At 43.8% G+C, this 19,090-nt stretch carries 15 protein-coding genes, 1 tRNA gene, 1 pseudogene and 1 riboswitch; of the genes and pseudogenes, 2 read left to right on the plus strand and 15 right to left on the minus strand.

Features of this window, described 5'->3' with window-relative positions:
• Nucleotides 1–14: 14 nt before the first annotated feature.
• Complete coding sequence (locus tag DW904_RS07900; protein WP_118579145.1) at nt 15–713, minus strand: CpsD/CapB family tyrosine-protein kinase; 699 nt, start codon at nt 711–713, stop codon at nt 15–17.
• 173 nt (nt 714–886) lie between these two features.
• Nucleotides 887–1,807, minus strand: coding sequence for a 3D domain-containing protein (locus DW904_RS07905; protein ID WP_118579148.1), 921 nt, complete (start codon nt 1,805–1,807; stop codon nt 887–889).
• A gap of 242 nt (nt 1,808–2,049) precedes the next feature.
• Between DW904_RS07905 and DW904_RS07910 the strand changes: the two genes are divergently transcribed.
• Nucleotides 2,050–2,122: transfer RNA gene (locus DW904_RS07910), tRNA-Gly, on the plus strand.
• A 349-nt stretch (nt 2,123–2,471) separates the two neighbouring features.
• Here the strand turns inward: DW904_RS07910 and DW904_RS07915 are convergent.
• From DW904_RS07915 to DW904_RS07965, 11 genes and pseudogenes are all read right to left on the minus strand, one after another.
• On the minus strand, nt 2,472–3,656 hold the full coding sequence (locus DW904_RS07915; protein WP_118579151.1) for a phosphoribosylaminoimidazolecarboxamide formyltransferase: 1,185 nt from the start codon (nt 3,654–3,656) through the stop codon (nt 2,472–2,474).
• Between the two features lie 106 nt (nt 3,657–3,762).
• Nucleotides 3,763–4,476, minus strand: a complete 714-nt coding sequence (locus tag DW904_RS07920; protein ID WP_118579154.1) for an IMP cyclohydrolase — start codon at nt 4,474–4,476, stop codon at nt 3,763–3,765.
• Nucleotides 4,477–4,589: 113 nt separating this feature from the next.
• Nucleotides 4,590–4,672: riboswitch (ZMP/ZTP riboswitch) on the minus strand.
• A 279-nt stretch (nt 4,673–4,951) separates the two neighbouring features.
• Nucleotides 4,952–5,725, minus strand: a complete 774-nt coding sequence (locus DW904_RS07925; RefSeq protein WP_118579157.1) for a peptidoglycan recognition family protein — start codon at nt 5,723–5,725, stop codon at nt 4,952–4,954.
• Nucleotides 5,725–7,182 (minus strand): IMP dehydrogenase, encoded by a 1,458-nt coding sequence (gene guaB / locus DW904_RS07930; protein WP_118579160.1) that lies wholly within the window; start codon nt 7,180–7,182, stop codon nt 5,725–5,727. Before guaB ends, DW904_RS07925 begins: the two co-directional genes overlap by 1 nt.
• A gap of 81 nt (nt 7,183–7,263) precedes the next feature.
• A complete protein-coding gene (locus DW904_RS07935) occupies nt 7,264–7,770 on the minus strand; it encodes a DUF6106 family protein (RefSeq protein WP_118579163.1) in 507 nt (168 codons plus the stop codon).
• Between the two features lie 243 nt (nt 7,771–8,013).
• Nucleotides 8,014–9,636 carry a chaperonin GroEL gene (gene groL, locus DW904_RS07940; RefSeq protein ID WP_118579166.1) on the minus strand — a complete coding sequence of 541 codons (1,623 nt, stop codon included), beginning with the start codon at nt 9,634–9,636 and terminating at the stop codon, nt 8,014–8,016.
• Nucleotides 9,637–9,680: 44 nt separating this feature from the next.
• Nucleotides 9,681–9,965 carry a co-chaperone GroES gene (gene groES / locus DW904_RS07945; protein ID WP_118579169.1) on the minus strand — a complete coding sequence of 95 codons (285 nt, stop codon included), beginning with the start codon at nt 9,963–9,965 and terminating at the stop codon, nt 9,681–9,683.
• 427 nt (nt 9,966–10,392) lie between these two features.
• A complete protein-coding gene (gene codY / locus DW904_RS07950) occupies nt 10,393–11,178 on the minus strand; it encodes a GTP-sensing pleiotropic transcriptional regulator CodY (RefSeq protein ID WP_118579172.1) in 786 nt (261 codons plus the stop codon).
• A gap of 354 nt (nt 11,179–11,532) precedes the next feature.
• Nucleotides 11,533–13,609: pseudogene (gene topA, locus DW904_RS07955) on the minus strand (type I DNA topoisomerase).
• Nucleotides 13,610–13,651: 42 nt separating this feature from the next.
• Nucleotides 13,652–14,536, minus strand: a complete 885-nt coding sequence (dprA, locus tag DW904_RS07960; RefSeq protein WP_118579174.1) for a DNA-processing protein DprA — start codon at nt 14,534–14,536, stop codon at nt 13,652–13,654.
• A 42-nt stretch (nt 14,537–14,578) separates the two neighbouring features.
• Nucleotides 14,579–16,174, minus strand: a complete 1,596-nt coding sequence (locus DW904_RS07965; RefSeq protein ID WP_347562058.1) for a YifB family Mg chelatase-like AAA ATPase — start codon at nt 16,172–16,174, stop codon at nt 14,579–14,581.
• Nucleotides 16,175–16,378: 204 nt separating this feature from the next.
• Here DW904_RS07965 and DW904_RS07970 point away from each other — a divergent pair, with 204 nt between their 5' ends.
• Nucleotides 16,379–16,591, plus strand: coding sequence for a helix-turn-helix transcriptional regulator (locus DW904_RS07970; protein WP_118579180.1), 213 nt, complete (start codon nt 16,379–16,381; stop codon nt 16,589–16,591).
• 121 nt (nt 16,592–16,712) lie between these two features.
• On the opposite strand, the gene DW904_RS07975 is transcribed toward DW904_RS07970, so the two are convergent.
• Both DW904_RS07975 and DW904_RS07980 read right to left on the minus strand, forming a co-directional pair.
• The gene (locus DW904_RS07975) at nt 16,713–17,648 is read right to left on the minus strand and encodes a YARHG domain-containing protein (protein ID WP_226840998.1); all 936 of its coding nucleotides are present in this window, start codon (nt 17,646–17,648) and stop codon (nt 16,713–16,715) included.
• A gap of 17 nt (nt 17,649–17,665) precedes the next feature.
• Nucleotides 17,666–19,081 (minus strand): amidophosphoribosyltransferase, encoded by a 1,416-nt coding sequence (locus DW904_RS07980; RefSeq protein WP_118579183.1) that lies wholly within the window; start codon nt 19,079–19,081, stop codon nt 17,666–17,668.
• Nucleotides 19,082–19,090 lie beyond the last annotated feature (9 nt).

Raw genomic sequence — 19,090 nt, forward strand, 5'->3', positions numbered from 1 at the left:
CGAATAATGACGGATCAATATTTTCCGTATTCTCCGTACTTGCCATATTTGCCATATTTACCATACTTACCGTATTTACCATATTCCTTAGTATCTACCTTGTTCAAAATTGCACCGATGATCGGACAGTTGGTCTTCTCCAGCTGCCCCTTGATCTCCTGTACAAAATGGTAGCTGATACTGCCGGATTCGATTACAATGACAGTTCCATCGCAGGAATCCGCCACAACTGCACAGTCGATTACTCGTCCAAGAGGCGGTGTATCTATGATAATGTAATCATATACATCTCTTACAACACGGATCATGTCTTTAAACTGTCTGCTTCCTAAAAGCTCTGCCGGGTTCGGCGGTACAACACCGGAAAAAATAATGTGAAACTTGGGAAGATTGGTTGCGCAGATAACGTCCTGCAGCTTCGCCTGCTTGGACAGGTAGTGGGTCAGTCCCTTCACTTCTTCCTCAACCTGTACACGTCCCATAAGTACGGATTTACGAAGGTCTGCATCAATCAAAAGTACAGATTTACCACTCTCTGCAAGGGAAGCTGCAAGATGGAAAGTTACATTACTCTTTCCTTCATTCGGGGTACAGCTTGTAAATGCAATCACCTTTTTGTCGGCACCGCAAAATTGAATGTTTGTACGAAGTGCCTTATAAGCCTCATCCATGGATGAATCAGCTTTCCAGTCGCTAATTTTTACTTTTACCATAATTTTGTTTTCACCTTATCTATTTGTTATCCTGTAAATCTGCCATATTTTCCTTCTGATTTCCCATAATTCACGTCATGGCAGTGTCTGCCTAAATATTATACACTAGAAGTACCGCATTGGCTAGTACATTTTCGAACTAAATATGCACAATTTTTCACAAAATTTTCATATTATTCTTGATTCCCTTCCTGAATCCCTTCTATACCCTGAACGGATGATCCCTCTTCCAAAAGATAAACTTCTACATCAAATACGCCGCTGTTCAATGCTTCCGCATGGCTTCCCATATAAATATCAATGCGGTTGTTCTTAATGGCGCCGCCGCAGTCTTCTGCCACATAGACCTGTCCATTGATAACTACTTTAGAACCGTAAGGAATTACAGTTGGATCTACTGCAATAGTACGGTTCGTGGTAGCTGTCACACCTGTGGATGTGATTCCGTTTGCCCACGGACCGCAGCAAATGCTGCACTGGCAGTAATGGGTAATATGGAAAACACCAAGTGGACGAAGGCTGCTGTCTGCGGAAACCATAATCGGCTGTCCTTCAAGAACACCTGCATTTCCCCCTGTCTGGGTAACACCTTCTACTGCTTCTGCAAATACGCCCTCTCCTGTACTTTTATGTATAATTCCTGCTTCTACAGTTCCATCTGAGGTTGCATCTGAAGCTACCTGATTCTTATCTTCATACCCCTCCAAAACAGAGGTTGGGATATATCCCACCTGTTCTTCTCCATTATCATCCTCAAACAGAATCCTGCTCCAGATATCATCAATAGTACCTGTCCGGCTGATTTCATCTTCTTCCAGCACTTCGCCGATCACAGACCCCTCTTTTCTGCCAGGATAATCTAATACATCTGTATCTGCCGCTACTGTGACAGTATCCTGGACTTCCGTGATCTCGTCCTCGATTTTCCCGGAATCCTTTTTTTCGATAGCTTCTTCTGAAACTGTTTCTTCTTTATTATCAGTATTTTCCTGTGCTGTACCTGAAATGGCCGGACCGGCTATTTCCGCTCCAAGCGCAGAAACAGGCATACATGCGGAAACACATACTGCCATAATCAGAAATCTTTTTTTCATAAATTTATATCTCCTGATCTGTTCAATTTTCCCCTCTACTCTTTGTTTATCATAGCACAGCTATTTTCTTATTTCAAATCCCATCAGGCTTTTTAGAAATTTTTCACATTTATTATTGTAGCTTTTTTGTTTTTTCATTAAAAAAAACATTATTTCATTTTTTTAAAAAAACATTTGACAAAATAGATTTTATACTGTATTATATGTTTTGTCGCTGAGGAAAACAGTTGACAGCAATAAATGCGATAGTGGCGTAGTTGGTAACGCGCGACCTTGCCAAGGTCGAGACCGCGGGTTCGAGCCCCGTCTATCGCTCTGAAGCTCCGATTTAGTCGGAGCTTTTTTGTGTCTGAATCCGCCTTACAAAGCGATCACTGTCTTTTGTATACTTCATAAGAAAATCCCGCTTATTCTTTCGGAAATAATTTATAAAGGACATCTTATTTTAAACAAAAAAGCCTTGTACAATTTGCTTTTCTATCTGAAGATTCTCTATTGACTCATCTTTCAATAAGAGTTTTCAGTTCTTTGCACTTTGTACAAGACCTTTTATTACTTCATTTTATTATTCTGTCCAGAATCCAATATTTTTTCTTAAAACATGTAAAAAAAACTTTCCGCAAGATGTGCGTCTCAATTGCAGGAATGATTTTTCAGCCACGATTTAGTGATGGAATAATCTAATTCCGGTAAATGCCATTGCTATATTGTATTTATTGCAGGTATCGATTACGTCTGCATCTCTCACAGAACCGCCTGGCTGTGCAATATATTTCACGCCACTTTTGTAAGCTCGCTCAATATTGTCGCTGAATGGAAAGAACGCATCAGATCCTAATGTTACATCTGTCATCTGATCCAGCCATGCTCTCTTCTCTTCCTTTGTGAAAACTGCAGGTTTCTCTGTGAATGTCTTTTCCCAGTTTCCATCCGCCAGAACATCCATATACTCATCACCAATGTAAACATCGATAGCATTGTCGCGCTCAGCTCTTGAAATACTTTCCTTAAATGGAAGATTCAATACTTTCTGGCTTTGACGAAGGAACCAGTTATCTGCTTTCTGTCCTGCAAGACGTGTACAGTGAACTCTTGACTGCTGTCCTGCACCAACTCCGATTGCCTGTCCGTCTTTTACATAGCATACGGAATTGGACTGGGTGTATTTCAGAATGATCAGGGAAACTTTCATATCACGCTTTGCTTCCTCAGATAATTCTTTATTCTCAGTTACGATGTTGGAAATCAGCTCATCATCAATTGCAAGCTCCTGTCTTCCCTGCTCAAAAGTAACGCCGAACACCTGCTTATGCTCTAATGGAGCCGGTACATATTCCGGATCGATCTGAATTACATTGTAGTTGCCTTTTTTCTTCTGTTTCAGAACCTCAAGTGCCTCCTCTGTATAACCAGGAGCGATCACACCGTCGGAAACTTCTCTCTTGATCAGAAGTGCTGTGTCTTTGTCACATACATCAGAAAGGGAAATAAAATCACCGAAGGAAGACATTCTGTCTGCGCCTCTTGCACGGGCATATGCACAGGCAAGTGGCGAAAAATTCTGCCAGTCCATATCCTCTACCCAGTAGATTTTTGCAAGCGTCTCTGTGAGCGGAAGACCAATGGAAGCACCTGCCGGGGAAACATGTTTAAATGAAGTAGCTGCGGGAAGCCCGGTTGCCTTTTTCAGATCACGCACCAGCTGCCAGCCGTTAAAGGCATCCAGAAAGTTAATATATCCAGGTTTTCCGGAAAGTACTTTAATTGGCAGTTCACTTCCATCTTCCATGTATATTTTAGATGGTTTCTGATTTGGGTTACAGCCGTATTTTAATTCTAACTCTTTCATGGTTATCTCCTCCATTTTATCTTTTAAGGTAACGATTCAGTAGGTACTATTCCGTGAGGCATTCCGTTTTGTGAATATAATTTACCCAAAACGGAAAGCTTTATTTTCAGTGATTCTTGTTGATAATTTTTGATTCATATTTACCAGTCTCGATATCAATGTATCTCACAAAAAGTGAAACCTTATTGTCTTCATTCAGGCTCTCCCACAACATATCTGCAAACTCATCCATGTGATCCGGAATCTGAACAAGCTTCGGCTCACCCTCAAAGCTTGGCAGCGGGTTTCCATCACATTTATAAGTATGGATAAAATGTCCCTCACCGGCCTTTGCATTCTGATATGCAAAAGTGTAACGGTTGCAGGAGGAAGGATCTCCATTATTGCTTTTCAAAATGGACATTGCATAACTGTAAGAGCCGTTCTCCACATGCATAATTCCAGAAATACGTGGTGTATAGTTTGGTGCATCTGGCTCAAACTCTCTGGAACGTAAAGACTGCTCGAAAGTGAGCTGATGATCCATTCCTTCGTAAATAGTGTCTGTCTGGTCACCGTTTGTCACAATTGTTTTATTTCCAAGTACGCGGACAGGTGCATAAATGATCAGGCTTGGATCTACCAGTTTGGAAGGGTCAAATGCCTGTGTGCGGATTCCCTCGCCATCCTCCACAAATACACGGTTGCGGCTGTTTTCACTTCTTCCCATAATAAAGTAAGCAGTAACTGCCTTCGTTCCATCAGCGCTGCGGCCAATGATGATTCCTCGTCCCGGGTAAGAATTTTCCTTCAGTTCTTTGTCCAATGCTATCATTTCCATGCAGATGTTCTCCTTTCGAAATTTACATGAGTATATTACCGCAGCCACCAGATTTTCATCAATAGTGTAAATGTTGACTGCGTGTATAAAAAAACGCCTGGGAAGCCTCTCTTCCAGGCTGCCCAGGCGGTCGACACAATGATATTACTGCACTCCCTGTGGGTATTCCCACGATCCGCCAGTCATGCAGTTCTTTTTTATACTACAATATTTTTTTCGTTATTTCAAGATGGGAAATCTTTTTCTTTTATGTACAATTTTTTTGTGGTTACTGGTCACGGAATGACCAGTAACACGCTTCGCGATGCACAGAAATCATGCATTCGCATGATTTCGCGCTGAGATTCTCGGGTTTTCTGTGAACTTTGTTCACAAAAAACACCTCGCGGAACGTTACCAATGACCAGTAACTTTTTGTGGTTACTGGTCGCAATGCCTGCATAAGCAAATTTATGGATATAGTCCGTACTTTTTCTCAGGAAATCCCCATCAAGCCCTGATCTATTGTGATCTGTGCATTGATATCCGCCTTCATCTGCTCCCAGGCATCCGGATGATCCACATAATACTTGGGGCATTCCTTGCCTGTCACATCATAATGCCGGATCACCTGCTCTGAGGTCAGCCCAAATCGGGCGCACAGCCATGCAGCCAGCTTTACCACAGAATCATAAGTTTCCTGTTCAAAAACGCCGGTATCATCTTTATGACAGCACTCAATGGAAATACTGTCCACATTCCTTGAGTTAGTCGCATAAGACATCTCCGAGGTAGGAATACACTGGATCACTTCACCCTCCAGTCCTACTACAAAATGGCTGCTTACTTTCGCCTCATGAGAAATGGAAAGATTCTCAAAATAATCCCTGTTATTCTGGGCTGTGGCACCGGGATTGGCTGTATAATGGATCGCTATGTAATCAGCTCCATTCAGGGGCAGCTGAGGCCTGGAATACTCATTTGGAGTCAATAATTGTACATCTATGTAGGGAGCACCCTGGGACATCCATTCTTCCGGTCCATAATTCGTATGATCATTCGTTTTCTGGGATGTCTCTGCACTTTCCTCCTGCTTCTGTCCTTTCCTTACCATCAGAATAACCACTCCTGTCACAACCAGAAGCAAAAGAAGCACCAGTAATGCCAGACGCTGATTTCTCTGACGGATTCTGCCGCCCTTATCTGTTTTTTCTCTTTTGTTAAAAGAAGGCCGCCTTGAAAAAGACGGCCTTGCAGATTTTCTTTTCATTATTTGTCATCCACACTGTAGTTCGGTGCTTCTTTTGTAATGTGAATGTCATGTGGGTGAGACTCTTTCAGGGAAGCAGCAGAAATCTTCACGAATTTACCATTCTGTTTCAGTGCTTCAATATTCTCAGCTCCACAGTATCCCATACCGGAGCGAAGTCCTCCGATCAGCTGGAATACAGTGTCCTCAAGGTGTCCCTTGTATGCAACACGTCCTTCCACACCTTCCGGAACAAGCTTCTTGGCATTCTCCTGGAAGTAACGGTCCTTGCTGCCATTCTCCATAGCTGCAATGGATCCCATTCCACGGTATACTTTATATTTTCTTCCCTGATATAACTCGAAAGTTCCCGGGCTCTCATCGCATCCGGCGAACATGCTTCCCATCATACAAACGTTTGCACCAGCTGCGATTGCCTTGGTAACATCGCCTGAATACTTGATACCACCGTCTGCAATAATCGGAATACCATATCTCTTGGCAACCTCATAGCAATCCATGACTGCTGTGATCTGCGGTACACCAATACCAGCAACTACACGGGTGGTACAGATAGAACCAGGTCCGATTCCGACCTTAACTGCATCTACACCAGCATCGATCAGAGCCTTGGTAGCGGCTCCTGTGGCAACGTTTCCTGCGATAACCTGCAGCTCCGGATATGCAGCCTTGATCTCTCGTACAGCACGGAGGATATTCTCAGAATGACCATGAGCAGAATCAACAACGATGACATCAACATTTGCCTTCACAAGTGCGTCTACACGGGCAAGCACGTTGGCGGTAATACCAACAGCAGCCCCACAGAGAAGACGTCCCTGTTCATCTTTGGCAGCCAGAGGATATTTGATCTGTTTCTCAATATCCTTGATGGTGATAAGTCCTTTTAAGTTAAAATCATCATCTACAATGGGTAATTTCTCTTTACGGGATTTCGCAAGGATCTCTTTCGCCTCTTCCAGTGTAATACCTTCTTTGGCTGTGATCAGTCCCTCAGATGTCATGGACTCTTTGATCTTCTTGCTGAAATCTGTCTCAAACTTCAGATCACGGTTGGTAATAATACCTACCAGCTTCTTGCCTTCTGTGATCGGGACACCGGAAATACGGAATTTCGCCATTAAGTCATTGGCATCCTTCAATGTATGTTCCGGAGATAAGAAAAATGGATCTGTGATAACACCATTCTCAGAACGCTTAACCTTGTCCACCTCTTCTGCCTGCGCCTCGATAGACATGTTCTTGTGAATGATACCGATACCTCCCTGACGTGCCATGGCAATCGCCATATTGTACTCAGTAACGGTGTCCATTCCTGCACTCATCATGGGAATGTTCAGTTTAATCTTCTTTGTAAGGTAAGTTGAAACGTCAACTTGATTCGGGATTACTTTGGAGTACGCCGGAACTAAAAGGACGTCGTCGAAAGTAATGCCTTCACCAATGATAGTACCCATTGCTTTTCCTCCCTTGTCTTATTGTGTCTTTGGTTTGTAGATTAGTGTAGCAAAAAACTAAAAGTGTGTCAATCTAGTAAATTAATCTAAAAATACTTTGCTCGGAGCAGTATTTCTCATGGTTTTTGCCAATATTTCATCTGGCTCGATAATTACTTTGCAGGTATCTGCGCCATCGCGGCAGACAATTGCAAAACGCTTATGTTCCGGATTTCCGGAGGAAAAATCCTGTACTTTCAGCTTCTGGTTGCTGTTGTAATAGTCCATTCTATGTGAGTTAAGAGGTGCCATAATATCACATTCTGTGATGTTCAGGCTTTTTACTCTTTTTCTCTTGGACTTTGCCATGATCTTGTCAATGTCAAGTTCTCCGTTTACAAACAGGTACTCAAATTCCAGATCAGTGCCTGGAAAGATAAAAAGATAGGCACAGACTCCCAGCACAATTGCCGCGATCAGAAGCAGAGGCATGATAAACAGACCTGCGAGTACCAGAAGCACGATCAGTGCAATGATACTGCCTTTTACCAGCCTGTCCTTTGCGGTCCTCTCTTTTTTTACAAGCAGCTCGGAATACAAATCGCTCATATTACAATTCTCCTTTGTTTTTTTGCCAGCCGGCATGTTGTTTTAAGTATAACACACAAAAGTTTTCCTGTGAACATAGTTCCTGATAAAACGCGGAATATTGCCAGTACACAGTAACAGTAAAAAATGACTTTTATTGAATGCAAAAGGGCCAGCGTCTTTGACACCGACCCTTATGAGTTCTGAATTATACCTTCAAAAATCCTTTCATGGATTTTCCGTTCTGTTTTCCGCTGCCGGAAATTACATCATTCCCATACCCTGACCGCCAGCTGGCATTGCCGGAGTATCTTCTTTGATATTTGCAACAACAGACTCAGTTGTAAGCAGAGTAGAAGCAACACTTGTTGCGTTCTGAAGAGCACTTCTTGTAACCTTTGCAGGATCAAGGATTCCCTCGTCTACCATGTTTACATATTTCTCGTTCAGAGCATCAAAACCAACACCTGGCTCAGACTCTCTTACTTTGTTGATGATAACTGCACCTTCAAGACCTGCATTAGCAGCAATACGGAACAGCGGAGCTTCCAGTGCTTTCAGGATGATGTTTGCACCAGTCTTCTCATCTCCCTCAAGATCTGCCGCAAGTTTTGCAACCTCTTTGGAAGCGTGGATATATGCAGAACCGCCTCCTGCAATGATTCCTTCTTCAACAGCTGCTCTGGTAGCTGCAAGAGCATCTTCCATACGAAGTTTTGCTTCTTTCATCTCAGTCTCAGTAGCTGCACCAACACGAACCACTGCTACACCACCAGCAAGTTTTGCAAGTCTTTCCTGAAGCTTCTCTCTGTCGAAATCAGATTTTGTCTCCTCAATCTGAGCACGGATCTGGGCAACACGATTGGCAATTGCTTCTTTATCTCCCATACCATCAACAATAACAGTATTCTCTTTTGCAACTTTAACAGATTTTGCACGTCCTAACTGAGCCATTGTAGCATCTTTCAGTTCAAGACCTACCTCGTCAGAAATTACAGTACCACCTGTCAGGATTGCGATATCCTGAAGCATTTCTTTTCTTCTGTCACCATAGCCAGGAGCTTTTACAGCTACTACCTGGAAGGTTCCTCTTAATTTGTTTACGATCAGAGTGGTAAGAGCCTCACCCTCAACATCCTCAGCGATGATAAGAAGTTTTGCTCCAGCCTGTACGATCTGCTCCAGCAGCGGAAGAACTTCCTGAATGTTGGAGATTTTCTTGTCTGTGATCAGAATATATGGATCCTCAAGGTTTGCTTCCATCTTCTCCATATCAGTGGACATGTATGCGGAAATATATCCACGGTCAAACTGCATACCTTCTACAAGGTCAAGCTCTGTGTGCATGGTCTTGGACTCTTCTACAGTAATAACACCGTCGTTGGAAACTTTCTCCATTGCATTTGCAACAAGCTCTCCGACTTCTTTATCTCCGGCGGAAATAGATGCAACGTTTGCGATCTGTTTCTTTCCGCTTACTTTCTGGCTCATGTTCTTAATTGCTTCTACAGCAGCATCTGTAGCTTTCTTCATACCGCGTCTCATAACGATCGGGTTAGCACCTGCTGCCAGATTCTTCATTCCTTCATGAACCATTGCCTGGGCAAGTACAGTAGCAGTTGTAGTACCGTCACCAGCTACATCGTTTGTCTTGGATGCAACTTCCTTGATCAGCTGAGCTCCCATGTTCTCGAAAGCATCCTCAAGCTCGATCTCTTTTGCGATTGTAACACCATCGTTTGTGATAAGCGGAGCACCGAACTGTTTATCAAGTACTACGTTTCTTCCTTTCGGTCCAAGTGTTACTCTTACGGTATCAGCAAGTTTATTTACACCAGCCTCTAATGCTGTTCTGGCTTCTGCGCCATATTTAATCTCTTTTGCCATAATGAATCATCCTCCTGATTTCAAGTTATTTATAAGGTTATGTCTTATTTCACAATTGCAAGAATATCGCTCTGTTTTACAATGATATACTCTTCACCGTCAAGCTTAACCTCTGTTCCTGAATATTTGGAATAGATAACTTTGTCGCCTACAGTAACTTCCATTTTCACTTCTTTGCCGTCAACAACTCCGCCAGGTCCTACTGCGATTACTTCTGCCTGCTGTGGTTTCTCCTGTGCCTGTCCTGGAAGAACGATACCGGATTTTGTTGTCTCTTCTGCTTCTAACTGTTTTAATACAACTCTGTCGCCTAATGGAACTAATTTCATGATCTATGTCCTCCTTTAGAATTGCTTTTCTTTTCCTTGCTAGCACTCATTATTGCCGAGTGCTAATCACTGTCCATTATATTATTGAATTATCGTTATTTGTGCAACTCTTTTCATAGTTGCATTTTTAAGTATATTCTTTTTTATTCTCTTTTATGCTCTTTTTTTCTCTTGTTTTCTCACTTTAAAAATTTTCTGAATTTTTTTCTATTTCGAAGCTTCTGAAGACTGCCTGGTAAAGTTTTTTTGTGAAATCATGAATTCCAACGAAGTTTCCTGTTATACACAAAAAAGAACTGCCCTCCAGAGCGTGTTTGAAAAAGCGTTCCTGCAATCTGCAACTTCACAATTTGCAGAAAGCCTTTTTCAAACACGTTCGAAGGAAAACAGTTCTTCTGTACACTTGTTTATTATTTATTGAATTCACTCAGGCCTTTTTATTTCTCTGGGCCTTAATCTCTTCTAATTCATCAAAGATCACTTCATTGAGAACCTTGATATAGGTTCCCTTCATACCGGATGACCGGGACTCAATAACGCCTGCGCTCTCGAACTTGCGGAGTGCATTTACGATTACTGATCTGGTAATACCTACTCTGTCTGCAATCTTGCTGGCAACAAGAATTCCCTCATCTCCGTCAAGCTCATCAAAAATATGGATGATAGCTTCCAGTTCAGAGAAAGAAAGTGTGTTAAAAGCAGATTTCACAACCTGTTTCTTTCGGTCTTCCTCAGCATTCTCTTCATGTACAGCTCGCATCATCTCAAGACCTACAACTGTGGTGCCGTATTCACTGACAATAATATCCTCAATATCATATGGACGATCCTTGCGGTACATAAACACCGTTCCAAGACGTTCTCCTGCAATATCAATAGGATTGATGATTCCCTGATAGCTGCTGGAAACATGCTCAAAGCCAAGTGTCTGAAGATTCACGTTCTCTTTGGTAGATAATACTCCTAAAAAACGCTCATTCAGCAGAGGGTCAACATGACCGCCCACCTCATCAGCTATCAGCTCCTGGATTTCCTCAACTCCCGGGCAAAAGCTTACACCAAGCACCTTGCCTTTCTTGCTGAGAACCAGGATATTAGAACTTAAAGTATCCATCAGGACCTGGCAGATATCATTAAAAACCACCTTACTGGAACTGCTGTTATGGAGAAGTTTATTGATTTTTCTTGTTTTATCAAGTAACTGAACGCTCATTTTGTCCTCCCTTCGCTTTTGTTACATGAGAGCCTGTTTGAAAACCCACTCCCGCAATCTGTACGCTCCACTTTGCAGGAAATTTTGCAGAAAGCATTTTTCAGGCATGCTCTGACTTTACCTGTTATTCTAATACTACACGTTTTTCAAACTATTTACAAGCTATTTTTTACTATTTTTCAATTTTGTTTAGCTTTTCTGAAAATATCACGTTTTTGAAACTATTCATCAAACAATGGAAGTAATAGAGCTTTTATTTAAAAAATCCCCTGCAAAACATAATACATCTGCCTTGCAGGGGATCTTTCCCGAAAACTTCTTAATTTGTTACTGTTCACGAGCTTCACAGCAACCTTAATTTTCTTTTTCATCCTTCGGCCTGGTTTCTACATAGCCGCAGGTTTCCTGGCTGCACACCAGTTTATTTCCTTTTTCCACCATGTAGCTTCCGCACACCGGACATTTCTTATCCGATGGCTTCTGCCATGACATAAAGTCACATTCCGGATTATCTTCACAACCGTAATACTTACGGCCTTTCTTCGTCTTCTTAAGCACCACTTCCTTACCACACTTCGGGCAGGCTACACCAATCTTTTCATAATAAGGCTTGGTATTGCGGCATTCCGGAAATCCCGGGCATGCAAGGAAACGTCCGTGAGGACCATATTTAATCACCATATGACGACCGCAGTTATCACAGATCACATCGGTCTCTTCATCATGGATGTCTACTTTCTCCAGCTCTTCCTGGGCAGCATCCACATCATGTTTCAGATCCGGATAGAAGTTCCGGACTACTGTCTTCCACTGTACAGTACCATTCTCCACACAGTCCAGAAGTCCCTCCATGGTAGCCGTGAAATTCACGTCCACAATGCTTGGGAACGCCTGCTTCATAATACTGTTTACCACCTCGCCCAGCTCTGTCACATAAAGGTTACGCTGCTCCTTGGAAACATAGCGGCGGCTGATAATGGTGGTGATGGTCGGCGCATAAGTACTCGGACGGCCGATTCCAAGCTCCTCCATGGTCTTTACCAGGGAAGCCTCTGTATAATGTGCCGGCGGCTGGGTAAAATGCTGTTCCGGCTTTAACTCTTTCAGTTTCAGCTTCATGCCTTTACTCAGGCTTTGGCTTAACACATTTCCCTTCTTCATATCCTCTTCCTGCATATATACCGAAAGGAAGCCTTCAAATGCTACCTTGGAAGCGGACACAGTGAACGTATAGTCTCCACCAGCCACTTTTACAGAGGTAGTCTCATACTTCGCAGGAGCCATACGGCTGGCCGCAAAACGCTTCCAGATCAGCTGATACAAACGGAACTGATCTCGTGTAAGGGATTCTTTTATCTGTACAGGTGTACGGCTGATATCAGTTGGGCGGATAGCCTCATGAGCATCCTGGATCTTCTGTCCCTTCTTCACTGTCTTGGCTGTTTCTGACACATATTCTTCTCCATACTGGCTGCTGATGTAGCTTCTTGCTGCCGCATCCGCCTCGTCAGAAATACGTACAGAATCAGTACGAAGGTATGTGATCACACCTACAGTACCGTTGCCCTTGATATCAACACCCTCATAAAGCTGCTGTGCCAGACGCATAGTCTTCTGGGTAGAAAAATTCAGTGTTTTGGATGCCTCCTGCTGCAGGGTACTGGTAGTAAAAGGAAGCGGAGCATTCTTGATTCTCTCGCCTTTTTTCACCTCAGAGATCTCAAATTCTTCGTTCTCAAGAACCTTAAGAATCTCATCCATCTCAGCTTTATTGTGGATATCCATCTTCTTGTCTGTTCCGTAGAATTTAGCCTCCAGAGGCTTTTTCTCGCCATCCACAAGGAATTCACCATTCAGGCTCCAGTATTCTTCCGGGATAAAAGAATTAATCTCCTCCTCCCTGTCACAGATGATGCGAAGTGCAACAGACTGCACACGGCCGGCACTTAAGCCTCTCTTTACTTTCGCCCAGAGAAGCGGACTGATGGTATAACCCACCATACGGTCCAGCATTCTTCTCGCCTGCTGTGCATCTACAAGATTCATATTCAGACCGCGTGCATGCTTCAGGGAATCCTTTACAGCAGTCTTTGTGATCTCATTGAAAGTGATTCGGTGCATTTTATCCGGATCTTCTTTCAGAGCCTGCATCAAGTGCCAGGAAATTGCTTCTCCTTCACGGTCAGGGTCAGTGGCAAGATAAATCTTATCAGCTTTTTTGGCTGCCTTGCGAAGTTTGGCAAGCAATTCCCCCTTACCACGGATGGTTATATATTTCGGCTCGAAATCATTCTCCACATCTATTCCAAACTGACTCTTGGGAAATCACGACATGTCCGTTAGATGCCTCTACCTCATAATTTGCCCCAAGAAATTTCTTTATTGTCTTTACTTTTGCAGGTGACTCAACTATCACCAGATATTTAGCCATACTACCTCTCCTACTTTGTATTCAGTCTACATACACTACAAATTATCCCCCTGATATTCTGTAGTATTGTCTGCCTGTCTCTCCCACAAGCCCCATTAGCTGAAGTTCTGTCAGAAGAGCACAGACTTTTGATGCTGAAAAACCGGTTTTCCGTATTAAATTATCCAGATTTTCAGGTCGTAAATCGAGACCACTATACACCAAATCCAAATCCGGTGCAAGCCCCAACTTCTTTTTTTCCACATTTTGAGGTCTGTTTTTTGCCTCGATTCCCCATTCCATAAGCATGATTTCCGGGCTGTAAGCGATTCCTGCACCATCGAAAATCAGCTTGTTGCAGCCTCTGCTCAGTTCCTCTGTCACAGCTCCCGGAAGGGCATAAACACTGTGTCCATGTTCCAGGGCAAAGTTTGCAGTGATCAAAGAACCACTCTGTTCCTTGGCTTCTACCACAAGAACAGCATCGGAAAGTCCGCTGATGATCCGGTTTCTTGCCGGAAACGCCCAGTTCACAGGCGGAGAGCCCGGGGGAAGCTCGCTGATGATCCCACCGCCTTTTTCCAGAATCCGCTGATAAAGCCATCTGTTGGAATTGGGATAACACACGTCCACTCCGCTTCCCAGTACTGCAAAGGTAGGAGTGTCCGTATCCAGTGCACCTTTATGCCCCTCTGCATCAATCCCTCTCGCCATTCCACTGATGATCTGCACACCGTAGCTTGCCATGGTTCTTGCATATTTAAATGCCTGACATCTGCCATAAGGACTGCACATGCGAGCACCTACCACTGCAGCAGCAGGCTTCTTCGGATCTGGCAGGTTTCCGATGTAGTACAGTTTTTTGGGCATTCCGGAAAGTTTTCTCAAACGATCTGGAAAATTGGAATCCTCTATAGTTAAACATTTGATTTTCTGCATTGCTTCCATACTAAAATACCTCCCTGTGTGCGGTTTTATGAATAAATTCATTCAGCTTCTGTACTTCTTATCAAATGCTTTGTAAGTAAGGGCTTCTGCAACATGTCTTGTGTGTATCAGTTCCTCCCCTTCCATATCCGCAATCGTGCGTGAAACCTTCAAAATCCGGTGATAGGATCTTGCACTAAGTTCCATAAGCTCAAAAGCATTTTTTGCCACCTGAAGGGCATTTTCTGTCAGCACACAGTATTTCCGGATCTGCTTCCCGGACAGTTCACCGTTAAAACAGATTTTCTCATTCTGGTAGCGTTTCTGCTGTATTTTTCTGGCTTTTTCCACTCTTTTCCGGATAAGGGCAGAACTTTCTCCTGGTTTTTCTTCTGAGATCTGGGAAAAATTAACAGGCGGCACATCTGCACATAGATCGATCCGCTCCAGAAGGGGCTGGCTCAGCTTATGAAGATAATGACTCACCTCGCCAGGTGTGCACCTGCATTTATTCATATCCGGATAATAGCCGCAGGGACAGGGGTTCATGGCTGCTACCAGAATAAATCCCGCCGGAAACACATACGTTCCACTTGCCCTTGACAGCTGGATCTGCTTGTCCTCCAGGGGCTGCCGCAGCACTTCCAGGCTGCCTCTTGCAAATTCCGGCATTTCATCCAGAAACAGAACGCCCCTGTGAGCCAGGGTCACTTCACCAGGACCCGGGATTCTTCCGCCTCCAGCCAGAGCTGCAGACGAACTGGTATGATGCGGACTTCGAAAGGGTCTTGCCTTAATTAATGGTCTCTTTGGACTTAAAAGTCCGGCAATGCTGTAGATTTTTGTAAGCTCCAGGCTTTCTTCAAAAGTAAGAGAGGGCATGATCGTAGGTATTCTTTTGGCAAGCATGGTCTTCCCAGTGCCCGGAGGGCCGATAAACAGGATGTTGTGAAATCCGCTGACTGCAATCTCAGCAGCTCTTCTGGCACTCTCCTGACCACAGATTTCCCCGAAATCCACCAGACTCTCTTCTATCTGGTTCTCTTCTGAATTTACCTCTGAAAACTGATTTTCTTTTCCAAATGCATCCGGATCTGAGACAAGCTTCAAAACTTCTTTTATATTTTGAACTCCGACCACTTTCATATCCTTCACCAGAGCTCCTTCTGCCAGGTTTTCATACGGAATGATACAGTACCGGCATCCCAGTTCCCTTGCCCGGATCACTCTTGGCAGCACTCCGGATACACTTCTTACCTCCCCATTCAGACTGAGTTCGCCAACCACCATTACATTCCGAAGAAGCTGTGGTTCTATAAATCCCGATGCTGCCAGCACCGCTGCTGCCACAGGCAGGTCAAAACCGGCCCCCTCTTTTCGCAAATCAGCAGGTGCCAGATTCACAGTCACCTTCTTAGGCGGCAGACTGATCCCATTATTTTTTAACGCTGTGCGCACTCTGTCCTGTGCTTCTTTCACCTGGGTGCTGGGAAATCCAACCATAGTAAAACAAGGCAGACCGCTGCTTACATCAGCTTCCACCTGAACCGGGCAGACTTCCATTCCTGAAATCGCCGCTGATAAAACACTTGCAAACAATCTTATCCCTTTCTGCAGATACAGTTCTTCCCCATATGCGAACCTGCTCTGCCATTTCAATGTGTCTCTGGAATAAAAAAGAATAAAAGTAAAAAAGATATGATTAAAAGATATACAAAATTCATTATAGCCCATTTTGCTCTGAATTGCAATAGTGCATTTCGTTCTGATTTATACTTTCTGAAAGGATTCGGGGCCAGACGTTTTTCGTTGTTCGTTACATTTGGTCCCTGCAGACTCTACAGAAGAAAAAGAGGTGAACCTATGAAATTTCAGAGAATTCAAGACCTTCGGACAGACGCTGATCTGTCCCAGAAGCAGATCAGTGATATCCTTCACATCAGCCAGCGTTCCTACTCCCACTACGAAACTGGCTCCAGGAACATTCCAATCGAAATGCTGATCCGCCTTGCAAATTATTATGAAACCAGCATTGACTATCTGGTTGGGCGTACTGATAATAAAAAAATGCCGTAATTGCAAAGGTACTGAACAGGTACAAAATGAGGGGATGCGATTTCCCCCTCATTTTGTATACCATAAATAAAGTTATTACCATTCACTCGTAACATTCCGTAAAGTATTTTTCATATATCCGTTACTTTCCTTCACTTCGAAGCTTTCCTTCCGTATCTGCAATTTTCTGAATATTTGCGACTTCATATTCATTAAATACAGAAGTATCTGCATCAAAGGTCTCCGGCTCCACAGTTCCCTTATACCAGGATTTACTGTTAAAATAATCCGCAATTCTCTGTGTCACAAATTTCCTGCCATGTCGGGCATAAATCTCATTTTTCGCCAGTTCCAGCTGGTCAGATGAATAGCCTGACAAATCCTCATCTGTAAGGTATCGGCTGTTGCTGTCCGGGAATATATAATCCCTGGAAGAGAGATCCGTTTTATCTGTATTATCAGCCGGAGTCACTGAAGGTACCTGTGTCACAGAAGCGGCTTTCTCCCTTGTAAGGACCCCATCTACCTTTGGTGTCACCCCGGCACCCTCTGCAGGGGAAGCTGTATTAAGGCGCAGATAAAGTTTGCCCTGATCAAAGGTCATATTTCCACGCACCTGGTTTCCCCAGGAATCTGTAAAGGAAAGCTTTGCTGCATTTCCAGCCACTTTTGCAGTATCCGAAGCTTCCGAAACCTTAGTGCCGGCATTGTCACCAGCCTGAGAAAAAGTAAAAGTAACAGACTTCAGGGTAAGGTCGTCTATAGACAGTGTCACCAGTCCATCCTTGCTGTACCAGGTACCCATATAATCACTAGCCATGAACGCCGGTGCCCTGGTAATCACTGGAGTCGGTGTCACTGTGGCTGTAGGCTCCGGTGTGGGCGTGGCTGTAGCCGCTGGAGTCGGTGTCACTGTGGGCACCCTTTCCAGAGCCTCAATGGCAGCCTTCTTCTGCTGCTCCTTCTGAATCTTTTTCTTATGTTCGGCAAACAGAAGCCCCGCTGCTCCAATCATGATAAATATGGCGATCAGGGCAAACAGCGTTGCTTTTAGTACATCTTTGTTGTGCTTTTTCACAGGCAGTCACCTCCTGTTTATTCCTGTCCGTTCCAGCAATAGGTGCAAAGCTTGCACGGTTCAATATCAATTGACTTCTTCAGATCATCCAGACGATGATATTTCAGGGATGTAAAATTCAGTTCCTTGCGGATTTCTTCCAGCATTTCTTTGTAGTTTGTAGAATCCGGATTTGCATAATCCTGCAAAATCCTGTCTGATACATTGTCCCCTTCACGTTTCGCAATGATCCTTCTTGTGATCAGATCCATCTCTGACTTAGAGCGTGAGAAATTCAGGTACTTACATCCATATAAAAGCGGCGGGCAGGCAGGTCTGATATGAACCTCCTTAGCACCATTGTTATAGAGGAATTCTGTTGTCTCACGAAGCTGGGTACCTCTTACAATAGAGTCGTCAATCATAAGGAGGCTTTTATCTTTGATCAGTTTATGTACTGGGATCAGCTTCATTCTGGCGATAAGATTTCGCTGGCTCTGCTGGGTCGGCATAAAAGATCTTGGCCATGTGGGCGTATATTTAATAAACGGACGGGCAAACGGCACACCAGAGCGGTTAGCATAGCCGATGGCATGTGCAATACCGGAATCCGGTACTCCTGCAACCAGATCCGGATTCACTTCTCCGGCATCTCTTCCTGCCAGAATATCACCGCATTTGTAACGCATTTCCTCTACATTTACCCCCTCATAAGTAGAGGTTGGATATCCATAATATACCCAGAGGAAAGAACAGATCCGCATCTTGTCTCCTGGCTTCTGCAGAACCTGGACTCCCTCCGGGGTAATAAAATCAATCTCTCCAGGTCCCAGCTCTTTCAGGTCTTCATAGCCAAGATTAATGTAGGCATGACTTTCAAAAGAAGCACAGCATGCATCTTCCTTCTTGCCGATTACAAGAGGAGTTCTTCCATAACGGTCGCGTGCTGCGTAAATGCCCTCCCCTGTCATAAGAAGAAGGGTCATAGAGCCCTCGATCATCTCCTGGGCATAACGGATTCCCTCAACAATACTGTCCTTCTGATTGATCAGCGCTGCAGTCACCTCTGTAGGATTCACACTGCCACCGCTCATCTCCAGAAAATGGGTATGCCCGTCTTTGAAGCATTTCTCTACCAAAGCTTCTACATTATTGATCTTGCCTACTGTTGTAATTGCAAAATTTCCCAGATGGGAACGCACCAGAAGAGGCTGCGGTTCATTGTCAGAAATACAGCCTATTCCAAGATTGCCTTCCATCTCTGCCACATCTTTGTCAAATTTGGTACGGAACGGTGAGTTCTCAATATTATGGATCACGCGGTTAAATCCACTGCTCCTGCTATAAACGGTCATTCCGCCCCTTCTTGTACCCAGATGGGAGTGATAATCAATTCCAAAAAAAAGATCCATTACACAATCAGACTTTGACGCAACACCAAAAATTCCACCCATTTTTCCTTA

This window comes from Ruminococcus sp. AM42-11, assembly GCF_003480145.1.
Classification (GTDB): Bacteria; Bacillota; Clostridia; order Lachnospirales; family Lachnospiraceae; genus Blautia_A; species Blautia_A faecis.

Coding starts and splice junctions, on each gene's coding strand:
- DW904_RS07900 (WP_118579145.1), bottom strand. CDS start 713: ATGGTAAAAGTAAAAATTAGCGACTGGAAAGCTGATTCATCCATGGAT.
- DW904_RS07905 (WP_118579148.1), bottom strand. CDS start 1,807: ATGAAAAAAAGATTTCTGATTATGGCAGTATGTGTTTCCGCATGTATG.
- DW904_RS07915 (WP_118579151.1), bottom strand. CDS start 3,656: ATGAAAGAGTTAGAATTAAAATACGGCTGTAACCCAAATCAGAAACCA.
- DW904_RS07920 (WP_118579154.1), bottom strand. CDS start 4,476: ATGGAAATGATAGCATTGGACAAAGAACTGAAGGAAAATTCTTACCCG.
- DW904_RS07925 (WP_118579157.1), bottom strand. CDS start 5,725: ATGAAAAGAAAATCTGCAAGGCCGTCTTTTTCAAGGCGGCCTTCTTTT.
- guaB (WP_118579160.1), bottom strand. CDS start 7,182: ATGGGTACTATCATTGGTGAAGGCATTACTTTCGACGACGTCCTTTTA.
- DW904_RS07935 (WP_118579163.1), bottom strand. CDS start 7,770: ATGAGCGATTTGTATTCCGAGCTGCTTGTAAAAAAAGAGAGGACCGCA.
- groL (WP_118579166.1), bottom strand. CDS start 9,636: ATGGCAAAAGAGATTAAATATGGCGCAGAAGCCAGAACAGCATTAGAG.
- groES (WP_118579169.1), bottom strand. CDS start 9,965: ATGAAATTAGTTCCATTAGGCGACAGAGTTGTATTAAAACAGTTAGAA.
- codY (WP_118579172.1), bottom strand. CDS start 11,178: ATGAGCGTTCAGTTACTTGATAAAACAAGAAAAATCAATAAACTTCTC.
- dprA (WP_118579174.1), bottom strand. CDS start 14,536: ATGGAAGCAATGCAGAAAATCAAATGTTTAACTATAGAGGATTCCAAT.
- DW904_RS07970 (WP_118579180.1), top strand. CDS start 16,379: ATGAAATTTCAGAGAATTCAAGACCTTCGGACAGACGCTGATCTGTCC.
- DW904_RS07980 (WP_118579183.1), bottom strand. CDS start 19,081: ATGGGTGGAATTTTTGGTGTTGCGTCAAAGTCTGATTGTGTAATGGAT.